This window comes from Achromobacter sp. UBA5777 (assembly GCF_002418565.1).
Classification (GTDB): domain Bacteria; phylum Pseudomonadota; class Gammaproteobacteria; order Burkholderiales; family Burkholderiaceae_B; genus Achromobacter; species Achromobacter animicus.
Genome location: NZ_DIEJ01000290.1, coordinates 510 through 14,057 on the forward strand (window position 1 = coordinate 510; position 13,548 = coordinate 14,057).

At 67.9% G+C, this 13,548-nt stretch carries 13 protein-coding genes; 7 read left to right on the top strand and 6 right to left on the bottom strand.

The annotated features are described in order from the left end of the window. Together B3446_RS25170 and B3446_RS25175 are read left to right on the top strand one after the other, a co-directional pair. Positions 1-290 (top strand): glycosyltransferase (locus B3446_RS25170; protein ID WP_291386554.1); only part of this gene is annotated, 290 nt, incomplete at its 5' end. After that, positions 287-1,420: a glycosyltransferase family 4 protein gene (locus B3446_RS25175; protein WP_191577980.1), complete on the top strand. Its 1,134-nt coding sequence runs from the start codon at positions 287-289 to the stop codon at positions 1,418-1,420. The genes B3446_RS25170 and B3446_RS25175, both read left to right, overlap by 4 nt. Here the strand turns inward: B3446_RS25175 and pgi are convergent. Together pgi and B3446_RS25185 are read right to left on the bottom strand one after the other, a co-directional pair. After that, positions 1,410-2,957: a glucose-6-phosphate isomerase gene (gene pgi / locus B3446_RS25180; protein ID WP_191577979.1), complete on the bottom strand. Its 1,548-nt coding sequence runs from the start codon at positions 2,955-2,957 to the stop codon at positions 1,410-1,412. The two genes, B3446_RS25175 and pgi, sit on opposite strands and share 11 nt — an antisense overlap. Positions 2,958-2,964: 7 nt before the next feature. Further along, positions 2,965-4,356: a phosphomannomutase/phosphoglucomutase gene (locus B3446_RS25185; protein ID WP_291386557.1), complete on the bottom strand. Its 1,392-nt coding sequence runs from the start codon at positions 4,354-4,356 to the stop codon at positions 2,965-2,967. Positions 4,357-4,672: 316 nt separating this feature from the next. On the opposite strand from B3446_RS25185, the gene B3446_RS25190 reads away from it, so the two are divergent. The 5 genes from B3446_RS25190 to B3446_RS25210 all read left to right on the top strand — a co-directional run bounded on the left by B3446_RS25190 (position 4,673) and on the right by B3446_RS25210 (position 9,740). After that, complete coding sequence (locus tag B3446_RS25190) at positions 4,673-5,305, top strand: BPTD_3102 family carboxylase-like protein (protein ID WP_175122520.1); 633 nt, start codon at positions 4,673-4,675, stop codon at positions 5,303-5,305. 121 nt (positions 5,306-5,426) lie between these two features. Beyond that, a complete protein-coding gene (locus B3446_RS25195; RefSeq protein WP_291386559.1) occupies positions 5,427-6,842 on the top strand; it encodes an FAD-binding oxidoreductase in 1,416 nt (471 codons plus the stop codon). Between the two features lie 20 nt (positions 6,843-6,862). Then, on the top strand, positions 6,863-7,576 hold the full coding sequence (locus B3446_RS25200) for a response regulator transcription factor (protein WP_175122522.1): 714 nt from the start codon (positions 6,863-6,865) through the stop codon (positions 7,574-7,576). Next, positions 7,573-8,916: a sensor histidine kinase gene (locus B3446_RS25205; protein WP_191577976.1), complete on the top strand. Its 1,344-nt coding sequence runs from the start codon at positions 7,573-7,575 to the stop codon at positions 8,914-8,916. Before B3446_RS25200 ends, B3446_RS25205 begins: the two co-directional genes overlap by 4 nt. Before the next feature lie 62 nt (positions 8,917-8,978). After that, complete coding sequence (locus B3446_RS25210; protein ID WP_291386562.1) at positions 8,979-9,740, top strand: phosphatase PAP2 family protein; 762 nt, start codon at positions 8,979-8,981, stop codon at positions 9,738-9,740. On the opposite strand, the gene B3446_RS25215 is transcribed toward B3446_RS25210, so the two are convergent. The 4 genes from B3446_RS25215 to B3446_RS25230 all read right to left on the bottom strand — a co-directional run bounded on the left by B3446_RS25215 (position 9,733) and on the right by B3446_RS25230 (position 13,545). Further along, positions 9,733-11,016 (bottom strand): TRAP transporter large permease, encoded by a 1,284-nt coding sequence (locus B3446_RS25215; protein ID WP_175122524.1) that lies wholly within the window; start codon positions 11,014-11,016, stop codon positions 9,733-9,735. The two genes, B3446_RS25210 and B3446_RS25215, sit on opposite strands and share 8 nt — an antisense overlap. Further along, positions 11,007-11,570 (bottom strand): TRAP transporter small permease, encoded by a 564-nt coding sequence (locus tag B3446_RS25220; protein WP_191577974.1) that lies wholly within the window; start codon positions 11,568-11,570, stop codon positions 11,007-11,009. The genes B3446_RS25215 and B3446_RS25220 overlap by 10 nt, the downstream gene beginning before the upstream one ends. A gap of 7 nt (positions 11,571-11,577) precedes the next feature. After that, positions 11,578-12,555: a TRAP transporter substrate-binding protein gene (locus B3446_RS25225; protein WP_175122526.1), complete on the bottom strand. Its 978-nt coding sequence runs from the start codon at positions 12,553-12,555 to the stop codon at positions 11,578-11,580. Positions 12,556-12,666: 111 nt separating this feature from the next. Continuing rightward, a complete protein-coding gene (locus tag B3446_RS25230; RefSeq protein ID WP_291386566.1) occupies positions 12,667-13,545 on the bottom strand; it encodes an SMP-30/gluconolactonase/LRE family protein in 879 nt (292 codons plus the stop codon). Positions 13,546-13,548: the final 3 nt, after the last annotated feature.

The following is a 13,548-nucleotide window of genomic DNA, read 5'->3' on the forward strand; positions in this document are numbered from 1 at the left end:
AAGGCTTTCCGAACGTGGTGGCCGAAGCCATGGCGTGCGGCGTGTATTGCGTGGTGACCGACGTGGGCGACGCCGCCTACATCGTCGGCGACACCGGCGTGGTGGTGCCGCCCGAGCAGGCCGAGGCCCTTGCTCGCGGCATCGAATCCGCGCTGGGCGATGTGGCCGCACGCGGCCGCGAGCGCGCGGGCGAGGCCGGACGCGCGCGCGTCCTGGAACACTTTGATCTTGCACGCATGGTGCAAAGCTACATCGCCGTCTGGCGCCGTATTTCTGGAGTCCAAGCATGAGCGCCGGACGCTGCCTGCTGTTTGTCGTCAACAATCCGGCGTTCTTCATGTCGCACCGCGTGCCGGTCGCCCTGGCCGCGCAGAAGGCCGGCTACGACGTCCACGTCGCGACGATGGACGGTCCGGCGGTGGCCGACATCCAGGCGCTGGGCATGACCCATCACGCGATTCCCATGACGCGTAGCGGAAAACATCCGCTGCAGGAGCTGGGCACGCTGCTGGCGCTGGTGCGCCTGTTCCGCCGGCTGCGTCCCGATGTGGTGCACCTGGTCACCATCAAGCCCGTGCTGTACGGCGGCATCGCCGCGCGCATTGCGCGAGTGCCTGGCATGGTGGCGGCGATCTCCGGATTGGGATTCGTATTCCTGTCGAACTCGCTGAAGATGCGGCTGGTGCGCGCCGTGGTGGCGCGCCTGTACCGCGTTGCGCTGGGCCATCCGAACAGCCGGGTGATCTTCCAGAACGCCAACGACCGTGACCTGCTCAAGTCGCTGGGCGCCGTGCGCGAGGACCAGGTGGTCATCATCCGCGGCGCCGGCGTGGACCTCGACGCTTACCGGCCCACCCCGGAGCCGCCCGCGCCGCCTGTGGTCGTTACGATGGTGGCGCGCCTGCTGCGCGACAAGGGCGTGCAGGAGTTCGTGCAGGCGGCAAAATTGCTGCGTGAACGCGGCGTGCCGGTGACGATGCAACTGGTGGGCGGCCTGGACGCTGGCAATCCGACATCCGCCACGCAGGCTGACGTCGATGCGTGGCAGCAGGACGGCTGCGTGCAGGCACTGGGCGAGCGTTCGGATGTGGCGGCGCTGTACGCGGCCGCGCACATCGCGGTGCTGCCGTCCTACCGCGAAGGTCTGCCGAAATCACTGATCGAGGCGGCGGCCTGCGGCCGGGCGGTCGTGACGACCGACGTGCCCGGCTGCCGCGATGCCATCGAACCCAACGTGACCGGCCTGTTGGTGCCGGTACGCGACGCGGCGGCGCTGGCTGACGCCATTGCGCGCCTTGCCCAAGACGCGGCCTTGCGTCAGGCGATGGGCACGGCGGGCAGGGCGCTTGCGGAGCGCGAGTTCGACATCAACCAGGTCGCTCGCATCCACGTCGCGCTGTACGACGCGCTCAGCGCCTGATCGCGTCGATCCAGAATCGCGTTGACGGATCCTGCTGGCTGGGTTGGGGCGCGTCCAGCTCGCGCATGATGTTCTTGGCCAATACCTTGCCGAACTCCACGCCCCACTGATCGAACGGGTTGATGCCCCAGATCACGCCCTGCGTGAACACCTTGTGCTCGTACAGGGCCAGCAGCGCGCCCAGCGTGTAGGCCTCCAGGCGCGGCAGCACGATCAGCGACGACGGCCGGCCGCCCGGATGCACGCGGTGCTGCGCCAGCAGGCGCGCACGCGCCGGGTCGCGTTCCGTGGCGGAGGTTTCCGCCAGGGCTTCTTCAAAGGTCTTGCCGCGCAGGAGCGCCGAGCGCTGCGCCAGGCAATTGGCGACCAGCAGCTCGTGGTGCCGGGCATAGGCATGATCGGGCTGCTCGCACAGGATGAAATCCACGGGCGCGCCCGTCGTGTCCTGATGCAGCCATTGGAAAAATGTGTGCTGGCAATCGGTGCCCGACATGCCCCACACCGCGGGGCCGGTCGGCACGCCAGCGGGGCTGCCGTCGGCGGTCGCGACCTTGCCCAGCGATTCCATTTCAAGCTGCTGGGCCCACGGCACGATGTGATACAGCCGCGAATCGTAAGGGGTGATGACCAGCGAGTCGTAGCCCAGCACGCTGCGGTTGGCCACGCCGGCCAGCGCCATCTGCACGGGGGCGTTCTCGGCCAGCGGCGCGGTGCGGAAATGCTCGTCCATGGCCGCGGCGCCCGCCAGCAGCTGGTCAAAGGTGTCGTTGCCGAGCGCCAGCGCGACCGGCAGGCCGATGGCGGACCACAGCGAATAACGACCGCCCACCCAGTCCCAGATCTGGAAGATGTGATCGGGCAGGATGCCCAGGTTGAGTGCCGCCTCGACATTGCAGGTGATCGCGACGACCTGCTTGATGGGATCGGCGACGCCGGCGTCGCGCAGCCAGTTCATCGCCACTTCGGCGTTGGCCAGCGGCTCGGTCGTGGTGAACGATTTGGACGCGACGATGACCAGCGTGTTGTGCGGATCCAGGCGGCTCATCGCGTCGGCGACCGAATGCGAATCCACGTTGGAGGCGAAGCGCACTTCGCGGCGGGCGCCCTCGTGGCGCAAGGCGCGGGTGACCAGGCGCGGACCCCAGTCGCTGCCGCCAATGCCCAGATGCAGCACGCCACTGTATCGGCCCGCCGCGTCGGCCGCACGCACGAATTCGCGCATGCGTTCGCGCTCGGCCAGCACCGCCTTGGCCACCATGGCGGGCGGCTCGGCCGCGCGCAGGGCGGTGTGCCAGGCGGCGCGTCCTTCCGTCCAGTTGGCCTGGCCGCCGTCAAACAGCCGCGCGCGGCTGGCCTCGAAGTCCTGCTGCACCAGCAGCGCCTGCGAGGCCGCCAGCAGGTCGGGCGACTGCGCCTGGGCGCTCAGATCCAGGCGCAGCCCGGGCGCATTGATGAGGCGCAGCTTCTGGCCGTCCCGGGATGCCGTACGTGTTGCGGCGATGAACTGCTGCCACGCGGGGCTGTTGGCTAACGACATGGGCGGATCAGAAAGGCAGTGTGGCGTTCGGCGCCAGCTTGCCGAGTTCGCGGCGGAAGTCGGCCTGGATGCGCGCTAGCGCCGCTTCGCTTTGCGCTTCGAAACGCAGCACGACGACCGGCGTGGTGTTCGACGGCCGCGCCAAGCCAAAGCCATCGGCGTACTCGGCGCGCACGCCGTCGATCGTGATCACGCGTTTGGCGTCGGGGAACTGGCCCTGGTCTTGCAACGCCTTGACCAGCGTGAACGGCTGGCCTTCTTCCATTTCGAGCTTCAGTTCCGGCGTGGACACGTCCTGCGGCAGGGCTTCCAGCGGCTCGCAGGCGTCGGCAAAGCGCGACACGATCTCCAGCAGGCGCGCGCCCGTGTAGAGGCCATCGTCAAAGCCGTACCAGCGTTCCTTGAAGAAGATGTGCCCGCTCATTTCGCCGGCCAGCGGCGCGCCGGTTTCGGCCAGCTTGGCCTTGACCAGCGAGTGGCCCGTCTTCCACATCAGCGCGTTGCCGCCGGCCGCTTCGACCGACAGGCCGACGTGGCGGCTGCACTTGACGTCATAGATGATGGTGGCGCCGGGATTGCGCTCGAGCACGTCGCGCGCAAAGAGGACGAGCTGGCGGTCGGGCCAGATGATCTGGCCGGACTTGGTGACCACGCCCAGGCGGTCGCCGTCGCCGTCAAAGGCCAGGCCAAGCTCGCAATCGGTCTCGGCCACGTGCTTGATGAGGTCCTGCAGGTTTTTGGGCTCGGCGGGGTCGGGATGGTGGTTGGGGAAGTTGCCATCCACCTCGCAGAACAGTTCGTCGACCTCGCAGCCCAGCGCGCGGAACAGCTGCGGCGCGACCGCGCCGGCCACGCCGTTGCCGCAATCGATGGCGATCTTCATGGGACGCGCCAGCTTGACGCCGGAGGCCACGCGGGCAATGTAGGTCTGCGCCAGGTCGAGCTGGCGGCGCGTGCCGGCCTCGGCCGCGGGCGCCGGGGCGTCGCCGTTCATAGCCTGCGCCAATTGCTGGACGTCGTCGCCGTACAGCGCGCGGCCGCCCATCATCATCTTGAAGCCGTTGTACTTGGGCGGGTTGTGGCTGCCCGTGATGGCAACGCCGGACCCGCTTTGCATGATGTTGGCCGCGAAGTACACGAGCGGGGTGGGAACCATGCCGACGTCCAGCGTATCCACGCCGCCTTCGAGCATGCCTTCCTGCAACGCGAGAGACAGCATTTCGCTGCTGAGGCGGCCATCGCGGCCAACCACGAGCGTCTGCACGCCTTGTTCGCGGGCGCGGGCGGCGAGCGCCACGCCGAGAGACCGGGCGAAGGCCGCGTCGATCAGGTCCGGCACCGTGCCGCGAATGTCATATGCCTTGAAAACAGAGGCCGGAAATTGTGTATTGTTGCCCACGACGGTTCCTTGTTGAGGGGGACAGCGCGGCGGCTGCCGGGTAATGGTAAACCCGCACATCCAAACCGCTATGGCAAGGGCCAAAGCTGGATTATCCCCCATCGGCGCGGGGGGCTTCATCCTTCGGGCGGAGTAGGGCATTTACCCGGTGCCGGCCTGCCCCGCGATGGTGCGGCGCATGGGGCGGCGCCGCCTGTTTCCGGTGCACGTGCGCAGGCAAAAAAGCCGCTTCCCGGGCGGGCGCGCATGGCACAAAAGTTGCTCGTCATCCGAAGGTGATACGCTTGCCGGGCAAGCAGAAAGACCAGGAGGGGCCATGGGCGCCAAAGTATCCACAGTCATGTCATCGGGCGGCGCCACAAGCAGGCGGGGACCACCCACGGACTTTGCCGGTCCGGCGGCCGGCCGCGAACGCAGGCTTGATATCCACGTCTTTGCCGCGGCAACGGGCGATCTGGCCGCTGGCCGCGCCTGGGAGCGCAGCGTCTGGCGCGATGCGCGCGTCCTCATCGCCGAATGCCCGGCGCCGCATCTGGCGGCTTCGATCGAAAGCGCGCTGCGCACGGTTGCCGCCAGCGTGGCGCGCGACCGCGGCTGGCAAGCCGCCGGCACGGTGTCCTTCTCGCTAGACGACCGCAGCGGCGTCTTCCGCGTCATCGACGCGCAGGCGCGCGCCCGCACGCCGGACATGCCGGTGGCCGAACACGATCCCATCGCGCCGCACGTGCTGGAAGTGCGCATCGACGGTTGCGGCGATCGCCGCCTGCCGTGCACCCACCTCATGGTCTGCGGCGCCACCCGGGGCGAAGTCCTGCGCCGCGCCTACCGCGCCTTGTCCGAATTGCCCGGCCCCGCCGGCGTGGACCGCGCCTTCCTGATGGAGCGCATCGCCTCCCGCGCCTTCTGCTCGGGCATGACGGGCACCCGGCTGGACCAGGCGGTCGGCTGATAGGTCCAACAGACATCCGCAGGGGGCTTCGGCGGGCGCCGCCCAGCCCCTACAATAGTCCGCACATCCGATGAACAGCGCCCGGCCCTTGGCGGCCGGGCCGACTCTCTGTGCGGCATCCATGACACTGCTGAGCGATCTCCAGGCCCTCTTGGGCGATTCCCACGTGCTGACCGGCGCGGACGCGGATTCCTATGTGCTGGATTGGCGCCGCCGCTATCGCGGCGCGGCCCTGGCGGTGATCCGCCCCGGTTCCACGGCAGACGTGGCCGCCGCGATCAAGCTGTGCGCGCAGCACGGCGTGCCCGTCGTGCCGCAAGGCGGCAATACCGGCCTGTGCGGCGGCGCGACGCCGGACGACACCGGCACTGCCGTCGTTCTGTCCACCGCCCGGCTCACCGCGGTGCGCGCACTGGATACCGACAACGACACCATCACGGTCGAGGCCGGCTGCATCCTGCAGGCCGTGCAGGAGGCCGCAGCGGCAGCCAACCGGCTGTTCCCGCTGAGCCTGGCGGCCGAAGGCAGCTGCACGATCGGCGGCAACCTGGCCACCAACGCCGGCGGCACGCAGGTGCTGCGCTATGGCAACACGCGCGACCTGACGCTGGGCCTGGAGGTCGTGACCGCCGAAGGCGAGATCTGGGACGGCCTGCGCGGCCTGCGCAAGGACAACACCGGCTACGACCTGCGCGACCTGTACATCGGCAGCGAAGGCACCCTGGGCATCATCACGGCCGCCACCCTCAAGCTGTATCCGCGTCCCGTGGCGTCCTGCACGGCGCTGCTCACGCTGGACAGCATCGACAACGCCGTCGAGGTCCTGTCGCGCGCCCGCGCCGGGTTTGGCGCGTCGCTGACCGGGTTCGAACTCATGAGCGGCGCCTGCCTGCAAGGCGTGGTGCGGCTGTTTCCGCAGCAGCGTCTGCCTTTTGAAGGCGAGTCGGCGGCTTCGCCGTGGTTCGCGCTGCTGGAACTGTCCGACAGCGAAAGCGAAACGCACGCCCGCGAGCGCTTCGAAGCCGTGCTGGGCGACGCCATCGAAGCGGGCCTGGTGAATGACGCAGCCATCGCCGCCAATGTGTCGCAAAGCAAGGCGCTGTGGCACCTGCGTGAAAGCATTCCGCTGGCCGAGGCCGAGCTGGGCAAGTCGGTCAAGCACGATGTCTCGATCCCCATCTCGTCGATCGCCGGATTCGTGCACAAGACCAACGCCTTGCTGCAGGCGCGCTTTCCGGGCGTGCGCCACGTGATCTTCGGCCACCTGGGCGACGGCAACCTGCATTACAACGTGGCCCATGCGCCCGGACAGACCGAAGCCGAGCTGCTGGCGCTGCAAGGCGAGATCTATGGCGTCGTGCATGACAGCGTCCATGCGCACAAGGGATCCATCAGCGCCGAGCACGGCGTGGGTCAGCTCAAACGCGACGAACTGCCGCGCTACAAGAACCCCGTCGAACTGGCGCTGATGCGCCGGATCAAGCGGGCGCTGGATCCCCAGGGTCTCATGAACCCCGGCAAGGTGCTGCAGGCATAACGCGGCCAGGATCGCAGACCATGAAAACCCCTCCCGCAGCGGGCGCGAACCACCGGGTGCTGATCGTCGAAGACGACCATGTCATCGCCGGCAATCTGTACAGTTTCCTGGAGGCGCGGGGCTTTCTGCCCGATGTGGCGTACAGCGGACCCGCGGCCCTTCAACGGTTGCAGGAACAGCGTTTTGACGCCGTGCTGCTGGACATCGGCCTGCCCGGCATGGACGGCAACGCCGTGCTGCATGACATGCGCACGGAACGGCGGCTGGCCGTGCCGGTGCTGATGCTGACCGCGCGCGACAGCCTCGAAGACAAGCTGGCGGGCTTTTCCCATGGCGCCGACGACTATCTCACCAAGCCGTTCGCGCTGCTGGAAGTGGAAGCGCGGCTGCTGGCGCTGATCCAGCGCGCCAAAGGGTCGACGGTCGATGCGGAGCGCACCTTCGGCCCGCTTCAGTTCGACGCGCGCAGCCGCGTCGTGTCGGTCAGCGGCGTGCCGGTCCACCTGACCCGCAAGGCGGGCCTCATCATCGAGGTGCTGCTGCGCGATCCGGGCCGCGTGGTGACGCGTGAAGAACTGGAATCGGTCCTGTGGGGCAACGAACCTCCCTCGTCCGATGCGCTGCGCAGTCAGGTTCACCTGCTGCGGCGTGCGCTGGCCGATGCGGGTTTTGACGGCATCGAGACCGTGCACGGCACCGGCTGGCGCCTGACGCTGCCCGCCGCCGCATCATGAGCCGCGCCGCCGCCGGCACGCTGACCCAGCGCGTGGTCTGGGCGCTGACGGGCACGGTCGCGCTGTTCGTCACCGCGCTGGCCCTGCTGGCCTACCTGACGTTCGACCAGATGGAAGACGATCTGGTCAACGACATCCTGAACACCGAGATGGATCGCCTGGTCCAGCATGCGCGCAGCAGCGACGAGTTCCTGCCGCGCCACGGCGCGCGCGAACTCGGCGGATCCATGCGGGCGTGGCTCAGCGTGGACGGCCAGCCGCCCGCCGGCATGCCGCCGGAACTGCTCTCGCTGGAAAACGGACTGCACCTGATCGAACCCGGCGCCTACACCTGGCATGTGATGGTGGCCGAGACGGGCCGGGGGACCGTGTACCTGCTGTATGACGCCACCGACAACGAAGAGCGGGTGCACGATTTCGGACTGATCGTACTGGGCGTGGGCGCCATCTGCGTCGTGCTCGCCTACGGGTTGGCGCGTCGTGTGGCGGGGGTGGCGGTTGGACCGTTGCTGGATCTGACGGACCGGCTGTCGACCTGGGCGCCGGGCTCTCCTGACATGGCCGTCACGCGCGACGACGAGGCCGGGCGTCTCATCGAAGCCTTCAACCGCGTGCAGAACCAGGTGGACCGGTCCATCGCCCGCGAACGCGAATTCGCCAGCAACCTCAGCCACGAGGTGCGCACGCCGCTGGCGGCGATCCGCTCGGACAGCGAACTCATGCTGCTGACGCAGGCATTGACGCCGGATCAACAGCAACGCCTGACGCGTGTGGTGGACAACGTGGACGACGTCATCGTCAGCCTGGAAAGCGCGCGGGCAATGGCGCGCGACGAATTGCGCACGCCGGAACCGGTGGACATCGCCGAATGCATGGAAGATGCGTGGCGGGGCCATGCCGCCCAGGCCAGCCTGGCCAACCTGCGCTTTGACAATCAATTGCCCGCCGGCCAGGTGCTGACGCTGGACCGCTACGCATTGCTGACCGTGCTGCGCAACCTCGTGCGCAACGCCATCGAACACGCCGCGCCGGCCACGCTGACCGTGGCGCTGGACGCGGAGGGCGGACTGGCGTTGCGGGACAACGGCAAGGGCATTGCTGCCGGCGATCTGCCATTCCTGTTCCGCCGCTATTTCAGCGGCCGCCTGCGCGATTCCGGCGTGGCGGGCGGCGACGAGACGGCGCGCGGGCTGGGCCTGGCGATCGCCAAGCGCGTCTGCGACATGCAGGGCTGGTCGCTCAGCGTCGAGTCCTCGCAAGCAGAAGGCCCGGCGCGCGGCACGCGCTTCCTGCTGCGTTTCGAGCCCGACGAGGGGGCCGGCCCGTCGACGCAAATTTGACGAATTTTCGACTGGCGGGACCGTAAAGTGCGCTGGCCCGAAACGTCCGGATCTTCGTCTCCATGCCGTCCCCATTGCTGCAGTCCCCCCTGGTGCCGGCGCTGCACACGCCGACAAGAAGCCGTTATCTGCTGACTCACGTCGGGGCCGTGACGCTGTTGCTGGCCTGTATGGCCTGGTGGTCGCAGGCGTCCGGACTGGACATGCGCATCGCGCGCGCGCTGTTCGACCCGCTGCTGGACGACTTTCCGCTGCATGGCAGCCGGTGGCTTGAAATGCTGGGCCACCGGATGGTGCTGGCGCTGCCGATCAGCGTGGGTCTGGCCGCGGCGGGCGTTGCGGCGGGCAGCTACCGCATCGCGGCCTGGCGGCGCTGGCGCGGGGTGGCCTATGCCGTCGCGATCACGTGCCTGACGGGGCAACTGCTCATTACGCAACTCAAGCATCACACCATGCTGCCGCGCCCCTACGATCTGGAAACGTTGGGCGGCTATACGCCTTATCCGGTGCACTGGTGGACCTGGGCAAGAGCACGCGCCGGAGGCGCCTTGCCCAGCGGCCATGCCGGCGCGGGCTACGCCTTGCTGACCCTTTACTTCGCGGGGTGGGCGCTGGGCCGACCGGCGTGGCGCTGGAGCGGACTGGCGATCGGCGTGGCGGCCGGCGTGGGGTTTTCGGGGGTGCGCATTCTGCAGGGCGCGCATTTTCTCAGCCAGACGCTCTGGTCCGCCGCGCTGATGTGGCTGCTGGCGGCGGTGTTCTTCTATCCGCTGATCGCGGGGCGGGCGCCCGGATGCCCGCCCCGCCCGCACCGCGTCAGTTGAGCAGCACGCCCGGCAACCACAGCGAGAACGCCGGCACATACGTCACCAGCGCCAGCGCGGCCAGCAGCGCGCCGTAGAACGGCCAGATGGTGCGCATGACCGTCCCCACGGACACCCCGCCGATGGCGCACCCCACAAACTGTGTGGTGCCCACCGGTGGCGTGTTCAGCCCCAGCGCGCAGTTCAGCAGCAGCACCATGCCGAACTGCACTGGCCCCATGCCGTATTGCATGCAGATCGGCAGGAAGATCGGCGTGCAGATCAGGATGGTGGCGGCCATGTCCAGGAACGTTCCCAGCACGAACAGGATGATGTTGACCATCAGGAAGATGGCCCACGGCTCCGTCGAGATGGACGCCATCAGCTGCCCGGTCTTTTCGGCCACGCCATAGAAGCTGATCAGGTAGCCGAACGTCGCGGAAATGCCAATCAGCAGCAGCACCACGCCGGTGGTCTTCACGGCCTTGCTGGCGGCGCGCACGAACTGGTCCCAGGTCAGCGATCGGTAGACGAAGATCGTCAGCGCCAGCGCATACAGCACCGCCACCGCCGCGGATTCCGTCGCGGTGAAGACGCCGCTCAGGATGCCGGTGATGATCAGCACCACCACGAACAATCCTGGCGCCGCCGCCACCAGCGAGCGGAACACGATGTGCCAGCCCGGGAAGGTGCCTGCCGGATAGCCGCGGCTGCGCGCCACGAAGTAGGCGGCGGCCAGGTTGCACACGGTCAGGATCAGGGCGGGCACCACGCCTGCCGCGATCAGCGCCGCGATGGACACCTTGCCGCCCGCGGCCAGCGTGTAGATGATGATGTTGTGGCTGGTCGGCATCAGCGCGCCCACCAGCGCCGCGTGGGTCGTGACGTTCACCGCGTAGTCGGCGTGATAGCCCTCGCGCTTCATCATCGGGATCATCACCGACCCCATCGCCGACACGTCCGCCACGGGCGATCCCGACACGCCGCCGAACAGCGTGCAGGCCACCACGTTGGACATACCCAGGCCGCCCCGCACATGGCCCACCAGCGATTTGGCGAAGTTCACGATGCGGTCGGCGATGCCGCCGTACAACATCAGTTCACCCGTGAAGATGAAGAAGGGGATGGCCAGGAACGAAAATGCGTTCATGCCCGAGGTCATCTGCTGGAAGGCTACCGCGAGCGGCAGGTCCTCGTACATGATGGCCGTGATGGACGACAGCCCGATGGCAAAGGCCACCGGCACGCCGATCACGAGGAACCCCATGAAGGTGAAGGAAAGCAGTGTCAGCGCCATGCCGGGACCACCTTCTGGTTGCGCAGGATCGCGATGATGTGCTCGATGGAAAAGAGCGCGATCAAGGTGCCCGACAGGGTTGCAGGAACGTACTTCCAGGCGTTGGAGATGCCCAGGTTCGGAATCTTGTAGGCCGCGACGGACTCGGCCAGCACGCCGCAATTCCAGGCCATCAGCACGCCGAACAGCAGCACGAGCAGATGGATGAAGATGCGCAGCCGCCGCTGCCCGGCGGCGGGCAGGGCGTCCAGCAGGGACTCGAAGCCGATGTGTCCGGCGTCGCGCACGCCGACCGCGGCGCCCAGCATGGTGACGTACAGCACCAGCAAAAGGGCCAGGCTTTCGGCCCAGGTTGGCGTGCTGTTCAGGACGTGGCGGCCGAAGATCTGCAACGAGACAGCGACGATCAGGCAGATCAGCCCGAAGACGCTGGTCCACATGCAGAGTCGCGCCAGCCGGGCGCAGGCGCGGGAGTAGGCATCCAGCGGGGCAGCCAGGGCTTCTACCCGGCCCCCCGCGGCGACATCTGGTTCATTCGTGGGTGTGGCCAACATGATGTCCTCACTGCACGGCCTGGATCTTGGCGACCAGATCCTTCATTTCAGGGGTGGTGACAAAGCGTTCGTACACCGGCTTCATCGCACCCTGGAACGAGGGTTTATCGACCTGCGAGATCTGCGAACCGGCCTTCTCGACCACGGCGCGCGACTTCTGCTCGCGTTCGTCCCACAGCTTGCGCATGTACGGCACCGATTCGCGCGCGGCCTCGCGCAGGATCTTCTGGTCGTCCGGCGGCAGCTTGTCCCACTGGCGCTTGGAGAAGATCAGGATCTCGGGCGTCATCGTGTGCTCGGTCAGCGAGTAGAACTTCGCGACCTCGTAGTGATGCGCGCTCTCGTAGCTGGGAAAGTTGTTCTCGGCCGCGTCCACCAGTCCGGTCTTGAGCGATGTATAGACTTCGCCCATCGGCATCGGCGTGGCGTTGCCGCCCATCGCTTCCACCATCGCGACGGACAGGTCCGACTGCTGCACGCGGATCTTCAGGCCCTTGGCGTCGGCCAGCGTCTTGATCGGCTTCTTGGTCGTGTACATGGAACGCGACCCGCTGTCGTACCACGCCAGACCGACGAAGCCCGCGGCCTCGCACGAGCGCAGGATCTGGTCGCCGATCTCGCTGTCCAGCACCTTGTGCAGATGCTCTTTGGAGCGGAACAGGAACGGCAGCGACGGCACGCGCGTGGTCTGGCAGATGTTGTGCATCGCCGCGCTGGAGACGCGGGACATGGCCAGCGCGCCCAGCTTCACCTGCTCGATCGAATCGTCTTCGTTGCCGAGCGCGCCGCCGGAAAACACCTTCACGGTGATGCGGCCGTTGGTCCGTTGCTTGACCAGTTCGCCGAAGTGGCGCACGGCCTGCACAGTGGGGTAATCGTCGGGATGGATGTCCGCGGAGCGCAGCTCGGCGGCGTGGGTGGCGGGAATCAGCGTCAGCAAGGCGGCCGCGGCCAGAACGGCGCGGCTCAGGTGAGGGTGCAGCATGTCTACCTCCAGATGGGGTACGGCGTTTCGTTGAGGGCCGTGATGGCCCCGAAGCTCTTTGATATGCACTGCCTGCTCGGGGTGGGCGCGCGCGAAGCCGCCCGTCGGGTGCTAACCGGCGCTGGCGGTTTCCTCCAGGCCCTGCACGCCGGGGTGCAGGGCGAATACCGCGCCGTCCAGCGCGCCGGGGGCGGCGTTCGCGGGACGGATCGACGTGACGAAAAGGGTGTCCATGCCGGCGCCGCCGAAGGCGCACATGGCGACCTTCGCGGCGGGCACGTCCAAGGTGCGGTCCAGACGGCCGTCGGGGGTGTAGCGGTACACCTTGCCGGCGTCGTTGCCGCAGATCCAGTAGCAGCCCGCCGCGTCCACCGCGGCGCCATCTGGGCGGCCGGCGGGCAGGGCAGGGATGAAGAGGCGGCGATGGGACGGCACGCCGGCACCGGTGTCGTAGTCAAAGGCCCAGACGGCCGCGCGCGACGGGTGCGAATCGGACAGGTACATCGTCCGGCCATCGGGACTGAAGGCCAGGCCGTTGGGCACGATCAGGTCGTCCAGCAACACGGCGGTGCCGCGTGCATCGTGGCGGTACAGCGCACCGGCGGGCGAGGCCAGTCCCATGTCCATCACCATGGTGCCCGCCAGAAACCGGCCCTGCCGGTCACAGCGGCCGTCGTTGAACCGCATGCCGGGCGCGGCGTGGACAACGGCGGTAAGTTGCCGGGGCTCGCAGGCCTCACCCTCGCGCAGGGCGTCGCACGCGTAGAGACCATCTTCCATGGCCAGCAGCCAGCCGTCGCCACGCATGGCGATGCTGCCCGCCATCTGCGGCAACGCCCAGTGCGCGAATGCGCCGGTCTCGGGCGTCCAGCGCCACAGCGTCTTGCCGGGGATGTCGGTCCAGTAGAACGCGTTGTCCGCGCGCCGCCAGATAGGGCTTTCTCCGACGCCGCACAACAAGGTTCCAAGACGTTCGGCGGTGATGGACATGAA

Excerpts from the sequence above, each read along its gene's own strand:
- B3446_RS25210 (WP_291386562.1), top strand. The coding sequence starts at position 8,979 with ATGCCGTCCCCATTGCTGCAGTCCCCCCTGGTGCCGGCGCTGCACACG.
- B3446_RS25175 (WP_191577980.1), top strand. The coding sequence starts at position 287 with ATGAGCGCCGGACGCTGCCTGCTGTTTGTCGTCAACAATCCGGCGTTC.
- B3446_RS25190 (WP_175122520.1), top strand. The coding sequence starts at position 4,673 with ATGGGCGCCAAAGTATCCACAGTCATGTCATCGGGCGGCGCCACAAGC.
- B3446_RS25200 (WP_175122522.1), top strand. The coding sequence starts at position 6,863 with ATGAAAACCCCTCCCGCAGCGGGCGCGAACCACCGGGTGCTGATCGTC.
- B3446_RS25205 (WP_191577976.1), top strand. The coding sequence starts at position 7,573 with ATGAGCCGCGCCGCCGCCGGCACGCTGACCCAGCGCGTGGTCTGGGCG.
- B3446_RS25220 (WP_191577974.1), bottom strand. The coding sequence starts at position 11,570 with ATGTTGGCCACACCCACGAATGAACCAGATGTCGCCGCGGGGGGCCGG.
- B3446_RS25215 (WP_175122524.1), bottom strand. The coding sequence starts at position 11,016 with ATGGCGCTGACACTGCTTTCCTTCACCTTCATGGGGTTCCTCGTGATC.
- B3446_RS25225 (WP_175122526.1), bottom strand. The coding sequence starts at position 12,555 with ATGCTGCACCCTCACCTGAGCCGCGCCGTTCTGGCCGCGGCCGCCTTG.
- pgi (WP_191577979.1), bottom strand. The coding sequence starts at position 2,957 with ATGTCGTTAGCCAACAGCCCCGCGTGGCAGCAGTTCATCGCCGCAACA.
- B3446_RS25195 (WP_291386559.1), top strand. The coding sequence starts at position 5,427 with ATGACACTGCTGAGCGATCTCCAGGCCCTCTTGGGCGATTCCCACGTG.
- B3446_RS25230 (WP_291386566.1), bottom strand. The coding sequence starts at position 13,545 with ATGTCCATCACCGCCGAACGTCTTGGAACCTTGTTGTGCGGCGTCGGA.